Source organism: Mycobacterium sp. SMC-21, assembly GCF_045310825.1.
In the GTDB taxonomy this organism is placed as follows: Bacteria; Actinomycetota; Actinomycetes; order Mycobacteriales; family Mycobacteriaceae; genus Mycobacterium.
In genome coordinates, this window is the sequence record NZ_JBJIAO010000054.1 from 12,377 (window position 1) to 32,558 (window position 20,182).

General features: G+C 67.1%; 20 protein-coding genes and 1 pseudogene. 13 read left to right on the forward strand and 8 right to left on the reverse strand.

Translation table 11 applies throughout. The annotated features are described in order from the left end of the window. The first annotated feature begins 125 nt into the window (after positions 1 to 125). On the forward strand, positions 126 to 968 hold the full coding sequence (locus ACJH6H_RS27860) for a Bax inhibitor-1/YccA family protein (protein WP_135355224.1): 843 nt from the start codon (positions 126 to 128) through the stop codon (positions 966 to 968). A gap of 67 nt (positions 969 to 1,035) precedes the next feature. Here the strand turns inward: ACJH6H_RS27860 and purT are convergent, their stop codons facing one another. Then, positions 1,036 to 2,238, reverse strand: a complete 1,203-nt coding sequence (gene purT / locus ACJH6H_RS27865) for a formate-dependent phosphoribosylglycinamide formyltransferase (protein WP_135355223.1) — start codon at positions 2,236 to 2,238, stop codon at positions 1,036 to 1,038. Between the two features lie 272 nt (positions 2,239 to 2,510). On the opposite strand from purT, the gene ACJH6H_RS27870 reads away from it, so the two are divergent. Next, complete coding sequence (locus ACJH6H_RS27870) at positions 2,511 to 3,404, forward strand: endonuclease domain-containing protein (protein WP_135355222.1); 894 nt, start codon at positions 2,511 to 2,513, stop codon at positions 3,402 to 3,404. Between the two features lie 144 nt (positions 3,405 to 3,548). Here the strand turns inward: ACJH6H_RS27870 and ACJH6H_RS27875 are convergent, their stop codons facing one another. Beyond that, entirely contained in the window at positions 3,549 to 4,766 is a 1,218-nt protein-coding gene (locus tag ACJH6H_RS27875; RefSeq protein ID WP_135355221.1) for an acetyl-CoA C-acetyltransferase, read from the reverse strand. 40 nt (positions 4,767 to 4,806) lie between these two features. After that, positions 4,807 to 5,775, reverse strand: a complete 969-nt coding sequence (locus ACJH6H_RS27880) for an SGNH/GDSL hydrolase family protein (RefSeq protein ID WP_406776228.1) — start codon at positions 5,773 to 5,775, stop codon at positions 4,807 to 4,809. Between the two features lie 206 nt (positions 5,776 to 5,981). Between ACJH6H_RS27880 and ACJH6H_RS27885 the strand changes: the two genes are divergently transcribed. After that, positions 5,982 to 7,034, forward strand: a complete 1,053-nt coding sequence (locus ACJH6H_RS27885; RefSeq protein WP_135355219.1) for an alpha/beta hydrolase — start codon at positions 5,982 to 5,984, stop codon at positions 7,032 to 7,034. A 42-nt stretch (positions 7,035 to 7,076) separates the two neighbouring features. Continuing rightward, complete coding sequence (locus ACJH6H_RS27890; RefSeq protein WP_135355218.1) at positions 7,077 to 8,471, forward strand: cystathionine beta-synthase; 1,395 nt, start codon at positions 7,077 to 7,079, stop codon at positions 8,469 to 8,471. A 37-nt stretch (positions 8,472 to 8,508) separates the two neighbouring features. Here ACJH6H_RS27890 and ACJH6H_RS27895 read toward each other — a convergent pair whose 3' ends face one another. Then, a complete protein-coding gene (locus tag ACJH6H_RS27895; RefSeq protein WP_167837875.1) occupies positions 8,509 to 9,576 on the reverse strand; it encodes an EspA/EspE family type VII secretion system effector in 1,068 nt (355 codons plus the stop codon). Positions 9,577 to 9,959: 383 nt separating this feature from the next. On the opposite strand from ACJH6H_RS27895, the gene ACJH6H_RS27900 reads away from it, so the two are divergent. From ACJH6H_RS27900 to ACJH6H_RS27910, 3 genes are all read left to right on the forward strand, one after another. Then, a complete protein-coding gene (locus tag ACJH6H_RS27900) occupies positions 9,960 to 11,045 on the forward strand; it encodes a hypothetical protein (protein WP_406776229.1) in 1,086 nt (361 codons plus the stop codon). Between the two features lie 69 nt (positions 11,046 to 11,114). Then, positions 11,115 to 11,600, forward strand: a complete 486-nt coding sequence (locus ACJH6H_RS27905; RefSeq protein WP_406776230.1) for an RDD family protein — start codon at positions 11,115 to 11,117, stop codon at positions 11,598 to 11,600. Beyond that, a complete protein-coding gene (locus ACJH6H_RS27910; RefSeq protein ID WP_406776231.1) occupies positions 11,597 to 12,094 on the forward strand; it encodes an RDD family protein in 498 nt (165 codons plus the stop codon). The genes ACJH6H_RS27905 and ACJH6H_RS27910 overlap by 4 nt, the downstream gene beginning before the upstream one ends. Here ACJH6H_RS27910 and ACJH6H_RS27915 read toward each other — a convergent pair. Then, positions 12,078 to 13,244: an acyl-CoA dehydrogenase family protein gene (locus tag ACJH6H_RS27915; protein WP_318986898.1), complete on the reverse strand. Its 1,167-nt coding sequence runs from the start codon at positions 13,242 to 13,244 to the stop codon at positions 12,078 to 12,080. The genes ACJH6H_RS27910 and ACJH6H_RS27915 overlap by 17 nt on opposite strands. Before the next feature lie 84 nt (positions 13,245 to 13,328). Here ACJH6H_RS27915 and ACJH6H_RS27920 point away from each other — a divergent pair, with 84 nt between their 5' ends. The 3 genes from ACJH6H_RS27920 to ACJH6H_RS27930 are packed head-to-tail and all read left to right on the forward strand — an operon-like array spanning position 13,329 to position 15,549. Next, on the forward strand, positions 13,329 to 13,847 hold the full coding sequence (locus ACJH6H_RS27920) for a DUF4190 domain-containing protein (protein WP_406776232.1): 519 nt from the start codon (positions 13,329 to 13,331) through the stop codon (positions 13,845 to 13,847). 15 nt (positions 13,848 to 13,862) lie between these two features. After that, positions 13,863 to 14,366 (forward strand): TM2 domain-containing protein, encoded by a 504-nt coding sequence (locus tag ACJH6H_RS27925; protein WP_406776233.1) that lies wholly within the window; start codon positions 13,863 to 13,865, stop codon positions 14,364 to 14,366. Between the two features lie 10 nt (positions 14,367 to 14,376). After that, on the forward strand, positions 14,377 to 15,549 hold the full coding sequence (locus tag ACJH6H_RS27930; protein WP_406776234.1) for a cystathionine gamma-synthase: 1,173 nt from the start codon (positions 14,377 to 14,379) through the stop codon (positions 15,547 to 15,549). Here the strand turns inward: ACJH6H_RS27930 and ACJH6H_RS27935 are convergent. The 3 genes from ACJH6H_RS27935 to ACJH6H_RS27945 form a co-directional block, all read right to left on the reverse strand. Further along, the gene (locus ACJH6H_RS27935) at positions 15,546 to 16,208 is read right to left on the reverse strand and encodes a GPP34 family phosphoprotein (protein ID WP_406776235.1); all 663 of its coding nucleotides are present in this window, start codon (positions 16,206 to 16,208) and stop codon (positions 15,546 to 15,548) included. The genes ACJH6H_RS27930 and ACJH6H_RS27935 overlap by 4 nt on opposite strands. A gap of 45 nt (positions 16,209 to 16,253) precedes the next feature. Next, positions 16,254 to 16,748, reverse strand: a complete 495-nt coding sequence (gene greA / locus ACJH6H_RS27940; protein WP_267315433.1) for a transcription elongation factor GreA — start codon at positions 16,746 to 16,748, stop codon at positions 16,254 to 16,256. Positions 16,749 to 17,013: 265 nt separating this feature from the next. Further along, positions 17,014 to 17,436 (reverse strand): DUF4307 domain-containing protein, encoded by a 423-nt coding sequence (locus ACJH6H_RS27945; protein WP_318986893.1) that lies wholly within the window; start codon positions 17,434 to 17,436, stop codon positions 17,014 to 17,016. A gap of 120 nt (positions 17,437 to 17,556) precedes the next feature. Between ACJH6H_RS27945 and mca the strand changes: the two genes are divergently transcribed. The 3 genes and pseudogenes from mca to ACJH6H_RS27960 all read left to right on the forward strand — a co-directional run. After that, positions 17,557 to 18,423 (forward strand): mycothiol conjugate amidase Mca, encoded by an 867-nt coding sequence (mca, locus tag ACJH6H_RS27950; protein ID WP_318986892.1) that lies wholly within the window; start codon positions 17,557 to 17,559, stop codon positions 18,421 to 18,423. Next, positions 18,420 to 18,710, forward strand: coding sequence for a hypothetical protein (locus tag ACJH6H_RS27955; RefSeq protein WP_318986891.1), 291 nt, complete (start codon positions 18,420 to 18,422; stop codon positions 18,708 to 18,710). Before mca ends, ACJH6H_RS27955 begins: the two co-directional genes overlap by 4 nt. Beyond that, positions 18,655 to 20,106: pseudogene (locus tag ACJH6H_RS27960) on the forward strand (thioredoxin domain-containing protein); the annotation flags it as partial. The gene ACJH6H_RS27955 and the pseudogene ACJH6H_RS27960, both read left to right, overlap by 56 nt. Positions 20,107 to 20,182 lie beyond the last annotated feature (76 nt).

The following is a 20,182-nucleotide window of genomic DNA, read 5'->3' on the forward strand; positions in this document are numbered from 1 at the left end:
ACCAGGTACCGTTTCACAGTAAGTTCCCAGTTTCTCCGTCTCGCCGGGAACCAACACCCGAAGCCGTACGTTGAGTGGGTGTTCGTCAGCAGACGGACCACAGCTTCACGAGAGGAACCCAGACGGTGCGCGAGAGCAGCAACCCGATATTTCGTTCCCTGCCCAAATCGCAGGGCGGATACGCGCAATTCGGTAGTGGCGCCGCCGCATATGGTGCCCAGCAGACCATGGCCCAGCCATACACCCAGTACCCGCAGCAGCAGGCCGGTTTCTCGCGCCCGCTGACCATCGACGACGTCGTCACCAAGACCGGCATCACGCTGGCGGTGCTGACGGTCAGTGCGGTCGTTTCGTACTTCGTGATCATGTCGAACCTGGCGCTGGCCGGGCCCATCGCCATGATCGGTGCCCTCGGCGGCCTGGTGATGGTCCTCATCGCCACGTTCGGCCGTAAGCAGGACAACCCGGGCATCGTCCTCACCTACGCGGTGCTCGAGGGCATGTTCCTCGGTGCCTTCTCGTTCGTGATGGCCAACTTCGCGGTCTCCGGCGCCAATGCCGGTGCCCTGATCGGCCAGGCCATTCTCGGCACCTTCGGTGTGTTCTTCGGCATGCTCGTCGTCTACAAGACCGGCGCCATCCGCGTCACCCCGAAGTTCACCCGCATGATCGTCGCCGGCATGTTCGGTGTTCTGGCGCTCATGCTCGGCAACTTCATCATCGGCCTGTTCAACGGCGGCGCGGGCATGGGCCTGCGCAGCGGCGGCACCATCGCGATCATCTTCTCGCTGGTCTGCATCGCGCTGGCGGCGTTCAGCTTCCTGCTCGACTTCGACGCTGCCGACCAGATGATCCGCGCCGGCGCGCCGGAGAAGGCGGCATGGGGCGTCGCGCTCGGCCTGACCGTCACCCTGGTCTGGCTGTACGTGGAAATCCTGCGACTGCTGAGTTACTTCAACAACGACTAGCTCCGTTGACAGAGAAGGGGCGTCCGCTTCGGCGGGCGCCCCTTCTTCGTGTCGTGCAGTGTCCGGCTCAGACCGCGCGCGGCTTGACGCGGCCGGCCGCTTCGGCGGCGTTGCGGCGTGCGGTGTCGATGTCCGCGGCCCGCGCCAGGGCCACACCCATCCGGCGGGTGCGGAAGCTCTCGGGCTTGCCGAACAGGCGAATGTCGGTGCCCGGCACCTGCAGGGCCTCATCGATGCCGTCGAAGACGATGCCCTCGGCCTCCACGCCGCCGTAGATCACCGCGCTGGCGCCCGGGCTCTTGAGAGACGTGTCCACCGGCAGCCCGAGGATCGCACGGGCATGCAGCTCGAACTCGTTCTGCCACTGCGTGATCATCGTCGTCATGCCGGTGTCGTGTGGGCGCGGGCTCACTTCGCTGAACCACACCTGGTCGCCCTTGACGAACAACTCGACGCCGAAAACGCCCTGCCCGCCGAGGTTTTCGGTGACCTTGTGCGCGATGTCCTGGGCGTTGGCCAGAGCCGCGGCCGACATCGGGTGCGGCTGCCAGCTCTCCACGTAATCGCCGGAGACCTGACGGTGCCCGATCGGTTCGCAGAACTGGGTCTCGACCTCGCCGTCGGCGCCTCGTGCCCGGACCGTCAACAGCGTGATCTCGTAGTCGAAGTCGACGAAGCCCTCGACGATGATGCGGGTGTTGGTCACGCGCGCCCCGCCCATGGCGTACTCCCAGGCCTTCGCGACGTCGTCCGGGCCGTCGAGCTTGCTCTGGCCCTTGCCCGAACTGCTCATCACGGGCTTCACGACGCACGGGTACCCGATGCCGCCATCGATGGCGGCTTGGAGTTCCTCGAGCGAATCGCAGAACTTGTAGGGGCTCGTCGGCACGCCGAGTTCTTCGGCGGCCAGGCGCCGGATGCCCTCGCGGTCCATGGTGAGGCGGGCGGCCCGCGCGGTCGGGATCACCCGCACCACACCGGCCTCCTCGAGTTCCTGCAGCGCCGGCGTGGCGATGGCCTCGATCTCCGGCACCACGAGGTCCGGCTTCTCCGCCGCGATCAGCGCCTTGAGCTGGTCGGGGTCGGTCATCGAGATGGTCCGCGCGTGGTGGGCCACCTGCTGGCCCGGCGCGTTCTCGTAGCGGTCGACGGCAATGGTCTCGACGCCCAGGCGCTGCAACGCGATCAGCACTTCGCGACCGAGTTCGCCGGAGCCGAGCAGCATGACCTTGGTCGCGTTCGGCGACAGTGGGGTTCCGATGGTGATCATTGGGCGGAAAGTCTATGGGGTGGGGTTCTATGTGGGTTGATCCTGTACTGAGGGCGTGGGTTTCTCGCACTCTTGCGCCATGGATTCAGGCTCAGAGTCCTGATCGCCCATCGGCGCATTGGCCCTGTACTAGTGGCGCGGGCTACTCGTACGAATGCGCCGCGGATACAGGCTCAACGTGAGTTATCCACACTTCGCAGTTGATCCACACTCCACGGCTGTGTCGGCGCGATCGAGACCTTTCTGTCAGCGGGGCGGCAGACGGTTGCGTCATGATCACCGAATCGGACCCGTTCATCGGCAGCGAGGCTGTCGCAAGTCGATCGCTCACCCGCTACGAGCTGCGCCGCCACTACCGGGCGATGCTGCCGAACATCTACGTGGACAAGCGAATTGACCCATCGCTCTACCAGCGGACGCAGGCCGCGTGGCTGTGGTCTGGACGCGAGGCCACCATTGCCGGGCATGCCGCGGCAGCCCTTCACAGGGCGAAGTGGGTGCCTGATGACGCGCCGATTGAACTCATCTACGCCAATACCAGGCCGCCCAGGAACGTCATCGCCCGTGATGACCTGCTCTTCGACGACGAGAGCCAGTTGCTCGGCGGATTGCCTGTGACGACGTCGCACCGTACGGCGTTCGACCTCGGACGACGCGGGTCGCTCGTCGACGCGGTTGCCCGACTCGACGCTCTCGGTGCCGCCACCGGATTCAACGTCGACGCAGTGCGTGAGGTGGCAGGCCGCCACCGGCACGCGCGAGGGTTGCGCCAATTGGAGCAGGCTCTGGCTCTCTACGACCCGGGCGCCCAATCCCCGCAAGAATCCTGGCTTCGACAATTGCTGATCGCCGAAGGCTTTCCACGACCGAAGACTCAGATCCCGGTGACTGGCCCCGATGGCCGCGCCAAGTACTTCCTCGACATGGGATGGGAAGACATGCGGCTCGCTGTCGAGTACGACGGCGAGCAACATGCGGGCCAGATCGGCTACGACATCGTGCGCAGCGAGTACATCGCCGGCGTCGGGTGGACGGTGGTCAGAGTGGCCGCCGGACATCGCCGGGCGGAGATCATCGCGTGGGTGAATCGGGCCTGGGCGCGGGCACTCTATCGACGAAATCCTGCAGTGTTTCTGCCCTCGCGCGACGCCGGACGCGCGAGTTAGGCCAAGGGTTCAGGGTCAACGCCAGATGCCCCCAGAAACACGTTGACCCTGTACCTGGGGCGCATGTCACTCGAACAAATGCGCCCTGAGTACAGGGTCAACGCTGAGGCGGCGGGACGCCGCTTCAGAGACTGCTTAAGGGACTTACGAAAGCCGCTCGATGATCATGGCCATACCCTGGCCACCACCGACACACATGGTCTCGATGCCGAACTGCTTGTCGTGGGTCTGCAGGTTGTTGATCAGCGTCGCGGTGATGCGGGCGCCGGTCATACCGAACGGGTGGCCGAGGGCGATGGCGCCACCGGAGACGTTCAGGCGGTCCTCGTCCATGCCCAGGGCGCGGGCCGAGCCCAGCACCTGCACGGCGAAGGCCTCGTTGATCTCGTAGAGGTCGACGTCACCGATGGCCATGTTGGCGCGGCCGAGGGCCTGCTTGACGGCCTCGATCGGGCCCAGGCCCATGATCTCCGGCGACAGACCCGAGACACCGGTCGAGACGATGCGCGCCAGCGGGGTCAGGCCGAGGGCCTTGGCCTTCTCGTCGCTCATGATCACGAGGGCGGCGGCGCCGTCGTTCAGCGGGCAGGCGTTACCGGCGGTGATGGTGCCGTTCGGGCGGAACACCGGCTGCAGCTGGCTGATCTTCTCGTAGGTGGTGCCGGCGCGCGGGCCGTCGTCCTTGGAGACGATGGTGCCGTCGGGCAGCGTGACCGGGACGATCTCGCGCTCGAAGAAGCCGGCGTTGATGGCTTCCTCGGCCTTGTTCTGCGAGCGGACGCCCCAGTGGTCCTGGTCCTCACGGCTGATGCCGGTGTGCAGGACGACGTTCTCGGCGGTCTGGCCCATGGCGATGTAGACGTCGGGCAGGACGCCGTCTTCGCGCGGGTCGTGCCACTCGGTGGCGCCTTCGGCCTGCTTGGCGGTGCGGGCCTGAGCCTCGTCGAACAGCGAGTTCTTGCTGTTCGGGGCGCCGTCGGCAGCGCCGATGCCGAAGCGGGACACGGTCTCGACACCGGCCGAGATGAACACGTCGCCCTCGCCGGCCTTGATGGCGTGGAACGCCATGCGGGTGGTCTGCAGCGACGACGAGCAGTAGCGGTTGACGGTGGTGCCCGGCATGAAGTCGTAGCCGAGCTCGACGGCCACGGCGCGACCGATGTTGTAGGCGGCCTCACCACCGGGCTGTCCGCAGCCGATCATCAGGTCGGCGACATCGCGCGGGTCGAGCGCGGGCACCTTGTCCAGCGCGGCGCGCACCATCTGGGCGGCGAGGTCGTCGGGCCGCATGGTGGCCAGCGAGCCCTTGACGGCACGGCCGATGGGGGAGCGGGCGGTGGAGACGATGACGGCTTCGGGCATGACGGGCTCCTAAGGATCCAAAAATTGCTTCCCGGCGAATTTATCCCGTGACAGGAGCGACGATCGGCGCGGGTACGCCTGTCGTGCGCCGCCACAGGCGCGCGATGCCGGCCAGGCGGGCCAGCAGGCTCGTCACGTCCGCGGTCCGGGAGACCAGCGCGGATGCCGGCGGCGACTCAGTTGTCCACTCGCCCAACGCTTCACACAGGGCCGGCAGCAACTGCTGGGCCGCCAGCGAGTAACCGGCGGCCGACGGGTGGAACATGTCCGGGGAGAACAGCACCTCGGGCGCCTTGAGGAAATCGGGCGCCAGCAGGTCCGAGAACGGCACCGGCACGCCGCCGTTCGACCGCACCTGCCCGGCCTGGGCCCGGGCCAGCCGCAGGCCCCGATTGCGGGCCACCCAGCGCAGCGGCTGCGGGATGGCGGCGATGGCGCCGAAGTCGGGACACGTGCCGACGATGACGACTGCGCCGCTGGCGCACAGGCGCTGCACCGCGTTGCCCAGCCGGCGCGCCGACTGCCAGATGCCGTTGACGGCGGTGATGTCGTTGGCGCCGATCATGATGACCGCCGCGTCCGGTGGCGGGCCGGCCACGAACATGGCGTCGATCTGGCCGGACAGGCCTTTCGAGGTCGCGCCCACGATGGCCTTGGTGGACAACCGGATTCGCTTACCGGATTGCTGCGCCAGCCCACGGGCGAGCAGGACGCCGGGCACTTCGTCGGCGCTGCGGCAGCCGTATCCCGTGGCGGTGGAGTCGCCGAAGATCATCAGGCGCAGGTCGAACGGCACGCCACGCTGCCACTTTTCGACGGGTCCGCCCCCGGGGCTGTAGACGCCGTCGGCCCGTGGCGGGACTTCCCATGACTTGGGGATGACCCGGCGCGCAGTGGCTGCCTGGCCGCTCAGGAGGTTGCGGACCCCGACGTAGAACGACCCCGTCGAGGCGATGGTGGCTGCGGTCGCCAGAGCGATGGTCGTCCGGCGCGGTGCACGTATGCCCACGGCGTTCAGTCTAGGTCGGTTGCCCAGATTCGCAGGTCGATGAACCGCGGGCGACCCGGTCACGTAGTCATATCGACTGGGGCATCAATTCGGCGACTTTGATTGTTGATCTATGTAGCAGTGGCAAGCTAAGTTACGCGGGTTGTCTATTAAGTGACGTAAATAACGAAGTGCACCGGAACTACAAAGGCGTAGGAGTGGTGGCGATGACCGCACCGAGCAGGGTTGTCAGAACCCATAGTGTTGCTATAAGTCCTGTTAAGGGGCGGAAACCACGCCGCTATCCGGTCAGTGACGGCGCACCGGTAGAGATCGTCGAGGACGGTCCCAGCCTCGCCGGTCGCTTGATGTCGGTAGCCGCGACACTCGCCATCAAGTCAACTCTGACCATCGGCAGCTACGCCCCGAAGGCCCCCTGGCCGTGGGGAATGGTGGACTTCGTCGCCCGGATCATGAGGCCCGAGCCGGGCACCGTCCGCGCCACGATCGGTTTGCCGAACTGTACGGCGCACCTGGTCCGCGCCAAGGGCGTGCTGCCGGCCGACGGCCGTCGCAGCGTCATCCTCTACATGCACGGCGGGGCATTCCTGACCTGTGGCGTGCACACCCACGGCCGCGTGGTCGGCGCGTTGTCCAAGTACGCCGACGCGCCCGTCCTGGTCGTCGACTACCGGATGATTCCGAAGCACTCGATCGGCGAGGCCCTCGAGGACTGCCACGACGCCTACCGGTGGCTGCGCCTGAAGGGCTACGAGCCGGACCAGATCGTGCTCGCCGGCGACTCCGCGGGCGGCTACCTGTCGCTGGCACTGGCCGAGAAGCTCCAGGAGGAGGGTGAGCTGCCGGCCGCGGTGACGACGATGTCGCCGTTGTTCGAGATCGACAACGAGAGCCGGGCCCAGCACCCGAACATGAAGTCCGACGCGATGTTCCCGGCACACGCCTTCGACGCGCTGATCGAACTCATCGAGCACGCCGCCTCGCGCCACCTCGTCGACGGAAAGCCCGAAGAGATCTACGAGCCGCTCGACCACATCGAGCCCGGCCTGCCGCGCACCCTGATCCACGTGTCCGGCTCCGAGGTGCTCCTCAACGACGCCCGCAAGGCCGCGCACATGCTGGCCGCCAGCGGCGTGCCGGTCGAGGTGCACGTCTGGCCCGGCCAGATGCACGTGTTCCAACTCGCTGCCCCGCTGGTCAAGGAGGCCGACCGCTCGCTGAAGCAGATCGGCGAGTACATCCGCGAGGCAACCTGGTAATCCGGTATGCGCAACCCGGGGGCGGCCTGACAACATGTACCCATGCGCATCGCCCGGCACATCAGTGAGCTCATCGGCAATACGCCTCTGGTCCAACTGAACTCGGTTGTTCCAGCGGGTTCGGGGGTGGTGGCCGCCAAGATCGAGTACCTCAACCCCGGCGGCAGCGCCAAGGACCGCATCGCGGTCAAGATGATCGACGCCGCCGAAGAGGCCGGTCTGCTCAAGCCGGGCGGGACCATCGTCGAACCCACGTCCGGTAACACCGGCGTCGGGCTCGCCATCGTCGCGCAGCAGCGCGGCTACAAGTGCATCTTCGTCTGCCCCGACAAGGTCAGCGAGGACAAGCAGAACGTGTTGCGCGCGTATGGCGCCGACGTCGTCGTCTGCCCGACGGCCGTGGCCCCCGACCATCCGGACAGCTACTACAGCGTTTCCAACCGACTGGTCACCGAGATCGACGGCGCCTGGAAGCCGGACCAGTACTCCAACCCGAACGGCCCGGCCAGCCACTACGAGACCACCGGCCCGGAGATCTGGGCCGACACCGACGGCAAGATCACGCATTTCGTGGCGGGCGTCGGCACCGGCGGCACGATCACCGGCACCGGCCGCTACCTCAAGGAGGTCTCGGGCGGCCGGGTCAAGGTCGTCGGCGTCGACCCGGAGGGCTCGGTGTACTCCGGCGGCACCGGCCGGCCGTACCTGGTCGAAGGCGTCGGTGAGGACTTCTGGCCGTCGGCCTACGACCCCAGCGTCCCCGACGAGATCATCGCCGTGTCCGACGCCGATTCGTTCGAGATGACCCGGCGCCTGGCGCGCGAAGAAGCCCTGCTGGTCGGCGGCTCGTGCGGCATGGCCGCGGTCGCGGCGATCAAGGTCGCCGAGCGCGAAGGGCCCGACGCCGTCGTCGTCGTGCTGCTGCCCGACGGCGGAAGAGGTTATCTGTCAAAGGTTTTCAACGACGAGTGGATGTCGTCGTACGGCTTCCTGCGCACCCGCCTGGACGGCACGCCGGAGGAACACACCGTCGGCGACGTACTGCGCGGCAAGTCCGGCGCGCTGCCGGACCTGGTGCACACGCACCCGTCGGAGACGGTGCGCGACGCCATCAACATCCTGCGCGAGTACGGCGTCTCGCAGATGCCGGTCGTCGGGGCCGAGCCGCCGGTGATGGCCGGCGAGGTCGCGGGCAGCGTGTCCGAACGTGAGCTGCTCTCAGCGGTTTTCGAGGGCCGGGCGAAACTGGCCGACGCGGTGGCGCAGCACATGAGCCCGCCGCTGCCGCTCATCGGTGCCGGCGAGCTGGCCTCCGCGGCGGCCAAGGAACTGCGCGAGGTCGACGCCGTGATGGTCGTCGACGACGGCAAGCCCGTCGGCGTACTGACGCGGCACGATCTGCTGGGATTCCTGTCACAGGGCGGCTCGCGCAAATAGCCGATTGCACCTAAGTGCCGTCCGTTGCCGGATCGGCCTACTCGAGATTCATTTGTGCTGCCAGGTTTGCCGCTCCGGTCGCGTCTGTGCGGTCGTACCAATCCGCCGCTGCACTGAGACCGGCGGCCAACCCATCGGCTCGCATGGTGATTGCTTGCGCTGAGTTCGCGCGGTCGATGCAGGCTTGCATGACTGCTTCACTTGTCGGCGCGCAAGCAGACCCGTGCGTGGTGAATACGTTGCGGCCTGTGTCAGCTGTGAGGGCGCCAGCTTGCTTCGACATGACGGCGACAACGTGCTGACTGTCTGAAAGCCGCCGCAGGGCATTCGGCTCGACAGTGAGTCGCTGAGCTGGATCGAGCGACGGTGTACCAGTTGTTGCATCAGCTTGGGCGTACGAAGTCGCGGCGGCCTTTACGGACGCGGCGTAGCGGGTCACTGCGGTGGTGAGGCGATGAAAGTCCGCGATGGGCAAGGGCATCGTGTACATCACGGTCTGAACTTGAAAGCCGTACGAGATGACGTCTCCGTGCGGCAGGGCGCCGAGAAGGATTGCGACTGGCACCGCGCCGTTCAGTGTGTGCGAAGCGCTCTCGATGCTCTTCCGCGTGGCGGCTACATGCAGCGCTTCGGCACCGAGCGCGGCAGCTACTGTGTCGTCCGCCTTCGCTAGTGCTTCGGCTTTATGTTTCTGGACTTCATTGGCATCTGAATAGGCGGTCGATGCGGATCCGGTCCAACTATCCGGCGGTGATGCGGCGCCCATTTGCTCAGCTGTGGCTGCGAAGGCTTGTGCGCCGGACTTGAAATCAGCACCTGAATCCGGAACTCCGGCGCCGCATTGCTGGAGCATGTCTTTCAGTACAGCGAGCGCGGCCGCAAGGATGGGTGTGTTTCCGGAACCCGACGCGTTGGGCTTGTCGCCGAGTGCAGCAACTGCTGAAGATGCCACATTGAGTGACGGCGCGAGTATGCCTGCGAGATTGGTGGCTGATCCAAACGGGTCTTTCTTGAAGTTGCGTATGTTGTCGTAGATCCCAATGGGAATTACGTTCGCGGAGCCGACACTGCGCACGATGTCGGCGACGATCTGTTCATAATCCACCATTGGTCCCCAATTCCGCGTCCCCGTTTACCGGCGCTCGACTCCATTATCTGACAGATAAATCGAGTGCTCGACGGAAACTGCACGCTTGCGCTACTACGAAGAAGCGTCAGCTGGGCGCGAGCGAGGGTTGGCCTCGCGGCACCCTCGGTTCGAACCTCGCGAGAAGCCCCGGCCGTGACGTGCGGTGTCTCGTGTTCCGCCTCGTTCAGGGCGACGCTCGTGGAACTACCGCGAAACGCCTGGCAGTTGTGCAGTCCGCGTGTTTTTCGTCTACAGCGTGTCGTTCGTGCCGCGGTATTCGTATATTCGTGTAGTTCGATGTTGATCTCGTGCCGTGGCGACCGAAGTCACGCCAAATCCTCTCGGAGAGGGACTGAACTATGACGGACCAACCGACGGACGGCACTCCGCCGGACGCCAATAAGCCGACGGAGTACATTCCGCAGCCACCGCCGGGTGGATTCCCCCCGCCCCCGGGAGGTGCTCCGACGGAATACATTCCGCAGGCGCCGCAGGGTGGCTATCCGCCGCCTCCGCAGGGTGGTTACCCGCCGCCGCCTCCGCCGCCCGGCGGATTCCCGCCTCCGCCGCAGGGTGGCTACCCGCCGCCGCCGGGGCAAGGTGGATACGCCCCGCCGCCCCCGCCGCCGGGTGGTGCCTACCCGCCGCCACCGCCGCCGCAGGGCGGCTTCGCGCCGCCGCCTCCGGGGGGATACCCGCCGGCCGGGTACCAGTACGGTGCGCCGGGCGGTGCCGCTCCGTTCAGCGTCGGCGACGCGCTGTCGTGGGCGTGGAACAAGTTCACCAAGAACCCGGCGCCGCTGATCGTGTCGGTGCTGGTCTACGCCCTGATCGTGGGTGTGATCGCCGGCATCGTGCAGTTCAGTGCGCTGGGGCTGGCTGAGACCTCGGTCTCGAGCTACTCGGCCGACGATGCCGGCTTCAGCTACTCGTACAACGTCACGTCGCTGGGACCGGCCAGCATCGCCATCCTGGTGCTCGGATACCTCGTGTTGCTGGTGGTGGCGGCGGCCATCTCGTCGGCGCAGTACGTCGGCCTGCTGGGCATCGCCGACGGGCAGCCGACCACCATCGGGTCCTTCTTCAAGCCGCGCTACATCGGCCCGATGATCATCCTGACGCTCATCGTCGGCGTGCTCGTCGGCATCGGTTACGTGTTGTGCGTGATCCCCGGTCTGATCGTCGCGGTGTTCGCGATGTTCGCGCACCCGATCCTGATCGACCGCAACCTGTCGCCGATCGACTCGCTCAAGGCCAGCATCGAGATCGTGAAAGCCAATGTCGGACAGGTGATCCTGGTCTGGCTGGTGGCCGGCCTGATCGCCGCGGCCGGGGCCCTCGCCTGTGGCGTCGGCATTCTGGTCTCCGGTCCGGTCGCCTCACTGATGCTGGTGTACACGTACCGTCGCCTCAGCGGTGGTCAGGTCGCCCCGCTGACGCCGTAACGTCGTGGCCTGTTCGGGGGCCGGGGCCGCTGGGCCGCGGCCCCCGAACAGGCATGACGACAGCACCACATGAGACAGGACGACTTGAACTACACACCATGGTGGGCCCGCGTGGTGGCCAGCCTGATCGACCGGTTCCCGCCGCTGTTCGTCATCGTCGTCGGCGGTCTGGTCGAGCGCTCCCAGCGCGTGACGAAATGCCTTGCCGACCAGGCGGACTACAGCATCGGCCCCTACTGCGCCACCGGGAACTCCGTCGCCGGCGTGCTGATCTGGCTGGCCGGGCTCGTCATCGCGGTGCTGTTCATGGTGTGGAATCACGGTTACCTGCAGGGCACCACGGGCTCCAGCCTGGGTAAGCGGGTGTTGCATTTCCAGGTGATCGACGAAAAGACGGGGCTGCCCATCGGTTTCGGTCGCTCGGTGCTGCGGCAGCTGGCCCACGTCGCCGACGCCATCCCGGTATTCGCCGGGTACCTGTTCCCGCTGTGGGACGCCAAGCGGCAGACCCTGGCCGACAAGATCATGTCGACCGTCTGCGTGCCGACCCGATGATGACGTACGCCCCGTGGTGGCGACGAGCTGCCGCCGCCGTCATCGACCTGCTGCCCCTGGTGGTACTCACCGCAGCCGGTGCGGCGCTGGTGTGGTTCACCCGAGATCGGCTGTGCGACACCGATACCTCCGCGTTCGACGGCGGCGCCCAATGCGGTGACGGCTACTCGACGCTGGGCTACGTCAGCCTGGTCGTCACCTGGGCGCTCATGGTCGGCTATCTCGTCTGGAACTTCGGCTACCGCCAGGGCCGCACCGGCGCCAGCCTCGGAAAGACCGCACTGCACTGCCGGGTGGTCGGCCAGACCACAGGGGCGCCAATAGGTTTCGCGCGATCGCTGCTGCGGCAGGCGGTGCACCTGACCGACCTGTCGATCGTCGGCTACCTGTGGCCGCTGTGGGATGCCAAGCGGCAGACGTTCGCCGACATGGTCATGGAGACCGTCTGCGTGACGCCGCCGCGCACGCGCACCCCCGTCAGCGGAACGCACTGACCCCTGTCAGCGCCTGCCCGATGACCAGCTGGTGCACCTCGGACGTGCCCTCGTAGGTCAGCACCGACTCCAGGTTGTTGGCGTGCCGGATCACGGGGTACTCCAGCGTGATGCCGTTGGCGCCCAACAGGGTTCGGCACTGCCGCGCGATCTTGATGGCCTCGCGGACGTTGTTCAGCTTGCCGACGCTGACCTGCTCGGGCTGGATTTTCCCGGCGTCCTTGAGCCGGCCCAGCTGCAGGGCCAGCAACTGCGCCTTGCCGAGTTCGACGGCCATGTCGGCGATCTTGGCCTGCGTCAGTTGGTATTCCGCGAGCGTCTTGTCGAAAACCGTACGGGTGCCGACGTAGTCCAGCGTCGCCTGCAGGCAGTCGCGGGCCGCGCCCACCGCACCGAACACGATGCCGAACCGCGCCTCCGACAGGCAGCTCAGCGGGCCGGACAGACCACGCGCGCCGGGCAGCCGCGCGGACTCGGGCAGCCGGACGTCGTCGAGGCTGAATTCAGAGGTCACCGAGGCCCGCAGTGACATCTTGCGCGTCATCTCGCGGGCGCTGAAACCCGGTGTGTCCGTGGGCACGGCGAACCCCAGCACGCCTTCTTCGGCGCGGGCCCACACCACCGCGACATCGGCGACCGAGGCGTTGGTGATCCACATCTTGGACCCGTTGAGGATCCAGTCGTCGCCGTCGCGGCGCGCGGTGGTCCGCATGCCACCGGGGTTGGATCCGAAGTCCGGCTCGGTGAGACCGAAACAGCCGATCAGGTCGCCCGCCGCCATGCCGGGCAGCCACTGCTCGCGCTGCTCCTCGCTGCCCCAGTGGTGGATCGCGAACATCGCCAGCGAGCCCTGGACCGACACCAGGGACCGGATGCCGCTGTCGACGGCCTCCAGCTCCTGGCACACCAGCCCGTAGGCCGTCGCCGTCGAACCGCTGCAGCCGTACCCGGTGAGGTGCATGCCGAGCAGGCCCAGCTTGCCCACCTCGGCGGCGATCTCGCGCACCGGAACCGAACCATTCTCGAACCACTCGGCGATGTAGGGACGCAGCCGTTGCTCGCCGAACTGGCGCACCATGGTGCGCAATTCGATGTCCTCGGCGCTCAGCAGGTCGTCGGTGCCGAGCAGATTGTCGATCGAGGCTGTCATGGTGCAGTTCTACACCGGGAGTTCGGCGTAAAGCGAGAGCAGGCCCCGGCTACGCTGGTCGCTCAGGGACAGACGGGGTGGACGATGACTGAGCAGGAACAGAACAAGGGCGCGGACGAGCCGGAGGAGTCGACCCCGGCTTACGGTATGCCGCCGCTCCCGGCCTACGGCGCGGAGCCCTACCCGTCCATGCCTGCGCCCGAGCCGTTCCCGCCGCCGGCCGCGGGTTTCCCGGCCCCCGGTTACCCGCCGCCGGTCGGGCCGTATCCGCCTGCGGCCCAGGGATATCCGGGTATGCCGCCGATGCCCGGCATGATGCCGTTCGGTTATGCGCCGGTGCCGAAGACCAACGGGCTGGCCATCGCGTCGTTGGTCTGCTCGCTGCTGGGGCTGGTGACGTGTGCCGGCACCTCGATCCTCGGCGTGATCTTCGGGCACCTCGCCAAGTCGCAGATCAAGCAGAGCGGTGAGGAAGGCGAGGGCATGGCTCTCGCCGGCTTGATCGTCGGCTACATCGGGTTGGCGGTCTTCGCGCTGATCGCCATCTTCTATTTCGGCCTGATCGCGCTCATCGTGGGCAGCAGCGGTACCAGTACCTACTAGACGGGGACACCACCAATGACGAATCCATACGAGCCGGCGTCGAACGCATACGAACCCGGCGACAGTTCCGCCCAGCAGCAGCCGGGTGAACCGCAGTTCGGGCAGCCGGGCTACTCGCAGCAATCGGGTTATCCGCAGCAGCCCGGTTACCCGCCGCCGGGTTACCCGCAGCAGCCCGGTTACCAACAGCCCGGTTACCCACCGCCGGGGTACCCGCAGCAGCCGGGCTACGGCTATGTGCCGCAGTACGCGGCCGATCCGTCCGCGCCGTGGGGCCGCGACCCCCTGACGGGGCTGCCGTTGTCGGACAAGTCGAAGGTGACGGCCGGCCTGCTGCAGATCCTGTTGGGCACCTTCGGCGTCGGGCGATTTTATCTGGGCTACACGACCATCGGCGTGCTCCAGCTCGTCGTCTCGCTGGTGACCTGCGGCATCGGCGCCATCTGGCCGTTGATCGACGGCATCATGATCCTGATGGGGAACGTTCCCGACCCCCAAGGCCGCAAGCTCCGCGACTAGGCTGGCGCCTGTGAGTGAGCAGCGCAGCCAGGCAGACCACTACCGCGCCTACGGTCCGTCGACCCGGGCCATTCATGCCGGGTTCCGGCCGGACCCACAGACCGGCGCCGTCAACACCCCGATCTACGCCAGTTCGACGTTCGCGCAGGACGGCGTCGGCGGGCTGCGCGGCGGCTACGAGTACGCCCGCACCGGCAACCCGACCCGGGCGGCGCTGGAGGCGCTGCTGGCCGCGGTCGAGGGCGGGCACTACGGCCGTGCGTTCAGCTCCGGCATGGCGGCCACCGACTGCGCGCTGCGTGCCGTGCTGCGCCCGGGCGACCACATCGTCATCCCCGATGACGCCTACGGCGGCACCTTCCGGCTGATCGACAAGGTCTTCACGCAGTGGGGCATCACCCACACGCCGGCGCAGCTGTCGAACCTCGACGAGGTGCGCGCGGCGATCACCTCGAAGACGCGGCTGATCTGGGTGGAGACCCCGACCAATCCGCTGCTGTCCATCGCCGACATCTCGGCCATCGTGCAGATCGCCGCGACGTCGGGCGTGAAGGTGTTGGTGGACAATACCTTTGCCTCACCGGCGCTGCAGCAGCCGCTGTCTCTCGGTGCGGACATCGTGCTCCACTCGACCACCAAGTACATCGGTGGCCACTCGGACGTCGTCGGTGGCGCGCTGGTGACCAATGACGAAGAGCTGGACGCGAAGTTCGGGTTCCTGCAGAACGGTGCGGGTGCGGTGCCGGGCCCGTTCGACGCCTATCTGACCTACCGCGGCCTCAAGACGCTGCCGCTGCGCATGCAGCGGCACTGCGAGAACGCGTTGCGGGTCGCCGAATTCCTCAACGACCACAAGGCCGTCTCGACGGTGCTGTACCCGGGTCTGTCGAGTCATCCGGGCTATGAGGTGGCGGCCAAGCAGATGAGCGGCTTCGGCGGCATGGTGTCGGTGCGGCTGCACGGCGGAGAGCCGGCCGCCCGTGAATTGTGCTCGCGCACTGAGATTTTCATCCTCGCCGAGTCTCTCGGTGGCGTGGAGTCGCTGATCGAGCACCCGGGCGCCATGACGCACGCGTCCACCGCCGGCTCGCAGCTGGAGGTGCCGAACGATCTGGTCCGGCTGTCGGTCGGCATCGAGGACGTGGCCGACCTGATCGGGGATCTGGAGCAGGCCCTGGGCTAGACCAGGGCAGCCCGCACCGCGGCGGCCGTCACGGCGAGGTTCACCTCGGCGACGCCGGTCTCGTATTCGTTGACCCAGTGGCCGCTGGCGATGTCGCCGGCGCGGGCATGCACCCACCGCCAGCCGCGGTCGTTGAGGCTCATCAGGGAGCCCAGGCCGTCGACGGTGTGGAGCAAGGTCACGATGGCCGCCGTCGCCGGAGCAGGCGGCCTGCGGTCGAACAACGCCGACAGCATCTGCGCGCGGGCCTGGCCGACTCGCCCCCGGTCGGTCAGCGGCAAGGCATAGTGCGGCCGGAACCTGTTGCCGCCCAACGGTTGACGTCGTAGTTGCCCGGCGCGCTCCAGCCGGTCGATGAGGCTGTCCTCGGTGCCTTTGCGCAGTTTGGACAACACCGCCGCGGGTCGCCGCGGGCGCTGCCGGAGCAGTTCCAGTGCCGGCGCGGACACCGGGTCGACGGCGCCGTCGCCGGAGAGGGCGACCAAGTGGCCGTCGGGTGCACCGTCACCTGGCGCGGCGGGCCGAATACGGCACGCCAGCGCCAGGTCCAGCAGAACGGCACCGGACAACACCCGGTGCCGACGTGGTTGATCCAGACCCGGCTGTGCGGACGAATTGTCGAGGAGCAGCAGATACAGGTCTTCGGCGATCTGAGCCATGAATGTCAGCTGGTGGCCGGCGGGGTAGCGCCGGCCGTCGCAGGGCTAGGCGTGATAGGGCTCAGCCTTGACCAGCGTGACCTTGACGGTGGCACCGCTGGGGACGGTGTAGCTGCGCTCCTCGCCGACCTTGGCGTCGATCAGTGCGTGGCCGAGCGGCGAGTTGGGGGAGTACACCTCGAGCTTGCCGTCGGTGACGCCTTCCTGGCGCGTGGCGATCAGGAACGTCTCGGTGTCGTTCTTGTCATCGTCGTAGTAGACGGTCACGACAGAGCCGGGCAGCGCCACACCGGACTTCTTCGGTGCCTCGCCGACCTTGGCGTTGTTGAGCAGTTCCTGCAGCTGACGGATGCGGGCTTCCTGCTGGCCCTGCTCTTCGCGGGCCGCGTGGTAGCCACCGTTCTCGCGGAGGTCACCCTCTTCGCGGCGGTCGTTGATTTCGGCAGCGATGACCGGACGGTTGGCGATCAGCTGATCGAGCTCGGCCTTCAGGCGCTCGAATGCTTCTTCGGTGAGCCAGGTGACCTGGGTATCGGTCATGTCTGCTGCTCTCCTGTCGTTTGTAAGCGTGCGTGTATGCCCGGGCGTTTTGTCCGGGGTTGCCCCGTTGCTTGGGGCCGGCGGTGCTGCGATCGCGAGGGCAGGTCCAGGTCCCCCCAGAAGGTGCCAGCAGGTGCCCGCTAATGCAGCAATACACGGCCCCAGTCGGAACCGTGTACTGAGCAAGCGTACCACTTGGCCGTCTCCGAACGGTCATGATTTCGCAGTTCGGAGTTCGCCGGATGGTTGGTCACCGGGCCGGCGATCAGGGCGCGACGAGGTACGACGGCACGTCGGTGCCGCAGCCGTAGACGTCGCCGACGACCGGCGGTTTTGTGGACTTCACGACCGCCGTCACCTGGACGGTTTTGGCCTCTGCCGGCGCGACGAGGATCTCGCGTCGTCCGGTTTCGCTGCCGTCGAGAGCCCTGGCGCGCACGATGCACACCGCGGGTTGGGCCGGGTCCTCGCGGGTGACGGAGATCGTCACCGCAACCGTTTCATTGTCGATGAGTTTGTAGGTGCTCAACTCACCCTTGACCGGGGACGTCCCCAGGCGCTGAAAACCGACGAACGCAAGCGCCACACCAGCGACGACGATGAGCAGCGTGAGGCCGATCGCGATACGGCGACGGGTCAGCCGGGACATGCGCTGCTGCCCGTAGCGGGCGGTGGGACGCTCGATCATGGCTGCTTTGGGTGCCCCATCGGTCGGTTCGGATTGCTTGGACTGGAACTATAGGACGCAGCGACATGGTTGGACTGCACCGAGTTGTCCCACCGAGTAGAGACAGTAGGTAAGGCACACGTGAGCGAACTGCGGTTGATGGCGGTGCACGCGCACCCCGACGACGAGTCGAGCAAGGGTGCGGCCACCATGGCCAAGTACGCGGCCAACGGCGCCCGGGTCATGGTCGTGACCCTGACCGGCGGCGAACGCGGCGACATCCTGAACCCGGCGATGGACCTGCCCGAGGTGCACGGCCGCATCCATGAGGTCCGCCGCGACGAGATGGCCCGGGCCGCCGAGATCCTCGGGGTGGAGCACCACTGGCTGGGGTTCGTCGACTCCGGACTGCCGGAGGGCGATCCGCTGCCGCCGCTGCCCGAGGGCTCGTTCGCCGTGGTGCCGATCGAGGAGCCCGTCCGTCGGCTGGTTCGGGTGATCCGCGAGTTCCGGCCGCACGTGATCACCACGTACGACGAGAACGGCGGGTACCCGCACCCCGACCACATCCGCTGCCACCAGGTGTCGATGGCCGCCTACGAGGCGGCCGCAGACCACGTCCAGTTCCCCGACGAGGGCGAGCCCTGGAGCATCTCGAAGTTGTATTACGGCCACGGCTTCCTGCGCCGGCGCATGCAGCTGCTGCAGGACGAGTTCGCCAAGCACGGGGAGGTCGGGCCGTTCGAGAAGTGGCTGCAGCACTGGGACCCCGAGCACGATCCCTTCGCCAACCGGGTGACGACCCGTATCGAGTGCGCCGAGTTCTTCGAGCAGCGGGACCGGGCATTGCTCGCGCACGCCACGCAGATCGACCCGAACGGCGATTTCTTCCGCGCGCCCATCGAATGGCAGCAGCGGCTCTGGCCGACCGAGGAGTACGAATTGGCCCGATCCAGGGTTCCGGTGACGTTGCCCGAGACCGATCTGTTCACGGGAGTATCGCTGTGATTTCTGTTCCGCTCACCATCCTGCTGGCCGAAGGTCCGCGCCAGACGGGTCCCGACTTCGGCAAGGCCAGCCCGGCCGGGCTGGTGATCACGCTGATCCTGCTGATCGCCGTGGTGGCGCTGGTCTGGTCGATGAACCGGCACCTACGCAGGCTGCCCGAATCCTTCGATCCCGCACATCCCGAGCCAGATCAGGCGGTCGACGACGGCACCGTCGGCGGTGTTCCGCACGATGCGCCGACGGGCGACACTGGGCCTGACAGCACTACAAAGCCAGAAGCTGGGTAAGACTCCAGGTATGGCTAATACCCTCGGCTCGGCCACCAGCCCCTACCTGCGCCAGCACGCCGACAACCCGGTGCACTGGCAGCAGTGGACACCGGAGGCACTGGCCGAAGCCGCGGCCCGCGACGTGCCGATCCTGCTGTCCATCGGCTACGCGGCCTGCCACTGGTGCCATGTGATGGCGCACGAGTCGTTCGAGGACTCGGACGTCGCTGCGGTGGCGAACGAGAACTTCGTCTGCATCAAGGTCGACCGGGAGGAACGTCCCGACCTCGACGCCATCTACATGAGCGCCACCGTCGCGATGACGGGACAGGGCGGCTGGCCCATGACGTGCTTCCTGACACCCGACGGCCGGCCCTTCTTCTGCGGCACCTACTACCCGAAAGACAACTTCCTGCAGCTGCTTTCGGCCGTCACCAATACGTGGCAGAACCGGCGGGACGAAGTTGAGCAGGCCTCAGACCAGATCGCTGCCGAGCTGCGCAAGATGTCGTCCGGGCTGCCCTCGGGTGGGCCGGCACCGTCGCCGGAACTGTGCGACCACGCTGTCGCCGCGGTGCTGCGCGACGAAGACCATGCACGCGGCGGTTTCGGTCGGGCGCCCAAGTTCCCGCCGTCGGCGTTGCTGGAAGCGCTGCTGCGACACCACGAACGCACCGCGTCCGCGCTCGACGCGGTGGAGCGCACCGGCACCGCGATGGCGCGTGGCGGCATCTACGACCAACTGGCGGGTGGCTTCGCCCGATACAGCGTGGACGCCTCGTGGGTGGTGCCGCACTTCGAAAAGATGTTGTACGACAACGCTTTGCTGCTCCGGGTATATGCACACTGGGCGCGACTGACCGGAAATCCGCTGGCGCGCAAGGTGGCGGACGAGACCGCGCGATTCATCATCGACGACCTCGGTGACGGTGGCATGTTCGTCTCGTCGCTCGACGCCGACACGGCGGGACATGAGGGCCTGACGTATGTGTGGACGCCGGCGGAGTTGGTGTCGGTGCTCGGCGGCGACGACGGCCGTTGGGCCGCAGCGCTTTTCGAAGTCACCGAGGCCGGAACGTTCGAACATGGCAGCTCGGTGCTGCAACTGCTGAACGACCCCGACGATGCCGAACGCTTCGAGCAGGTTCGCGCGAAGTTGCTGGCGGCAAGGGCGTTGCGGCCGCAGCCCGGGCGCGACGACAAGGTCGTCACAGCCTGGAACGGCTTCGCCATCACGGCGCTGGCGGAAGCCTCGATCGCGCTCGGCAAACCCGAATTCCTCGACGCCGCAACGGGTTGCGCCCGCCGGCTGCTGGATCTGCATCTGGTCGACGGCCGGCTGCGCCGAGCCAGCCTCGGCGGCGTCGTCGGCGACAGCGCCGGAATCCTGGAGGACTACGCGGCGCTGGCGACGGAGCAATGATCAATACCTGTGGATGAGGCCCGAGGAGGCGGCCTGAAAGTGGGCGCACCTTCCCGAGGATGATCAT

Excerpts from the sequence above, each read along its gene's own strand:
- purT (WP_135355223.1), bottom strand. The coding sequence starts at position 2,238 with ATGATCACCATCGGAACCCCACTGTCGCCGAACGCGACCAAGGTCATG.
- ACJH6H_RS27870 (WP_135355222.1), top strand. The coding sequence starts at position 2,511 with ATGATCACCGAATCGGACCCGTTCATCGGCAGCGAGGCTGTCGCAAGT.
- ACJH6H_RS27875 (WP_135355221.1), bottom strand. The coding sequence starts at position 4,766 with ATGCCCGAAGCCGTCATCGTCTCCACCGCCCGCTCCCCCATCGGCCGT.
- ACJH6H_RS27885 (WP_135355219.1), top strand. The coding sequence starts at position 5,982 with ATGACCGCACCGAGCAGGGTTGTCAGAACCCATAGTGTTGCTATAAGT.
- ACJH6H_RS27890 (WP_135355218.1), top strand. The coding sequence starts at position 7,077 with ATGCGCATCGCCCGGCACATCAGTGAGCTCATCGGCAATACGCCTCTG.
- ACJH6H_RS27900 (WP_406776229.1), top strand. The coding sequence starts at position 9,960 with ATGACGGACCAACCGACGGACGGCACTCCGCCGGACGCCAATAAGCCG.
- ACJH6H_RS27905 (WP_406776230.1), top strand. The coding sequence starts at position 11,115 with ATGAGACAGGACGACTTGAACTACACACCATGGTGGGCCCGCGTGGTG.
- ACJH6H_RS27910 (WP_406776231.1), top strand. The coding sequence starts at position 11,597 with ATGATGACGTACGCCCCGTGGTGGCGACGAGCTGCCGCCGCCGTCATC.
- ACJH6H_RS27915 (WP_318986898.1), bottom strand. The coding sequence starts at position 13,244 with ATGACAGCCTCGATCGACAATCTGCTCGGCACCGACGACCTGCTGAGC.
- ACJH6H_RS27920 (WP_406776232.1), top strand. The coding sequence starts at position 13,329 with ATGACTGAGCAGGAACAGAACAAGGGCGCGGACGAGCCGGAGGAGTCG.
- ACJH6H_RS27925 (WP_406776233.1), top strand. The coding sequence starts at position 13,863 with ATGACGAATCCATACGAGCCGGCGTCGAACGCATACGAACCCGGCGAC.
- ACJH6H_RS27935 (WP_406776235.1), bottom strand. The coding sequence starts at position 16,208 with ATGGCTCAGATCGCCGAAGACCTGTATCTGCTGCTCCTCGACAATTCG.
- greA (WP_267315433.1), bottom strand. The coding sequence starts at position 16,748 with ATGACCGATACCCAGGTCACCTGGCTCACCGAAGAAGCATTCGAGCGC.
- ACJH6H_RS27945 (WP_318986893.1), bottom strand. The coding sequence starts at position 17,436 with ATGATCGAGCGTCCCACCGCCCGCTACGGGCAGCAGCGCATGTCCCGG.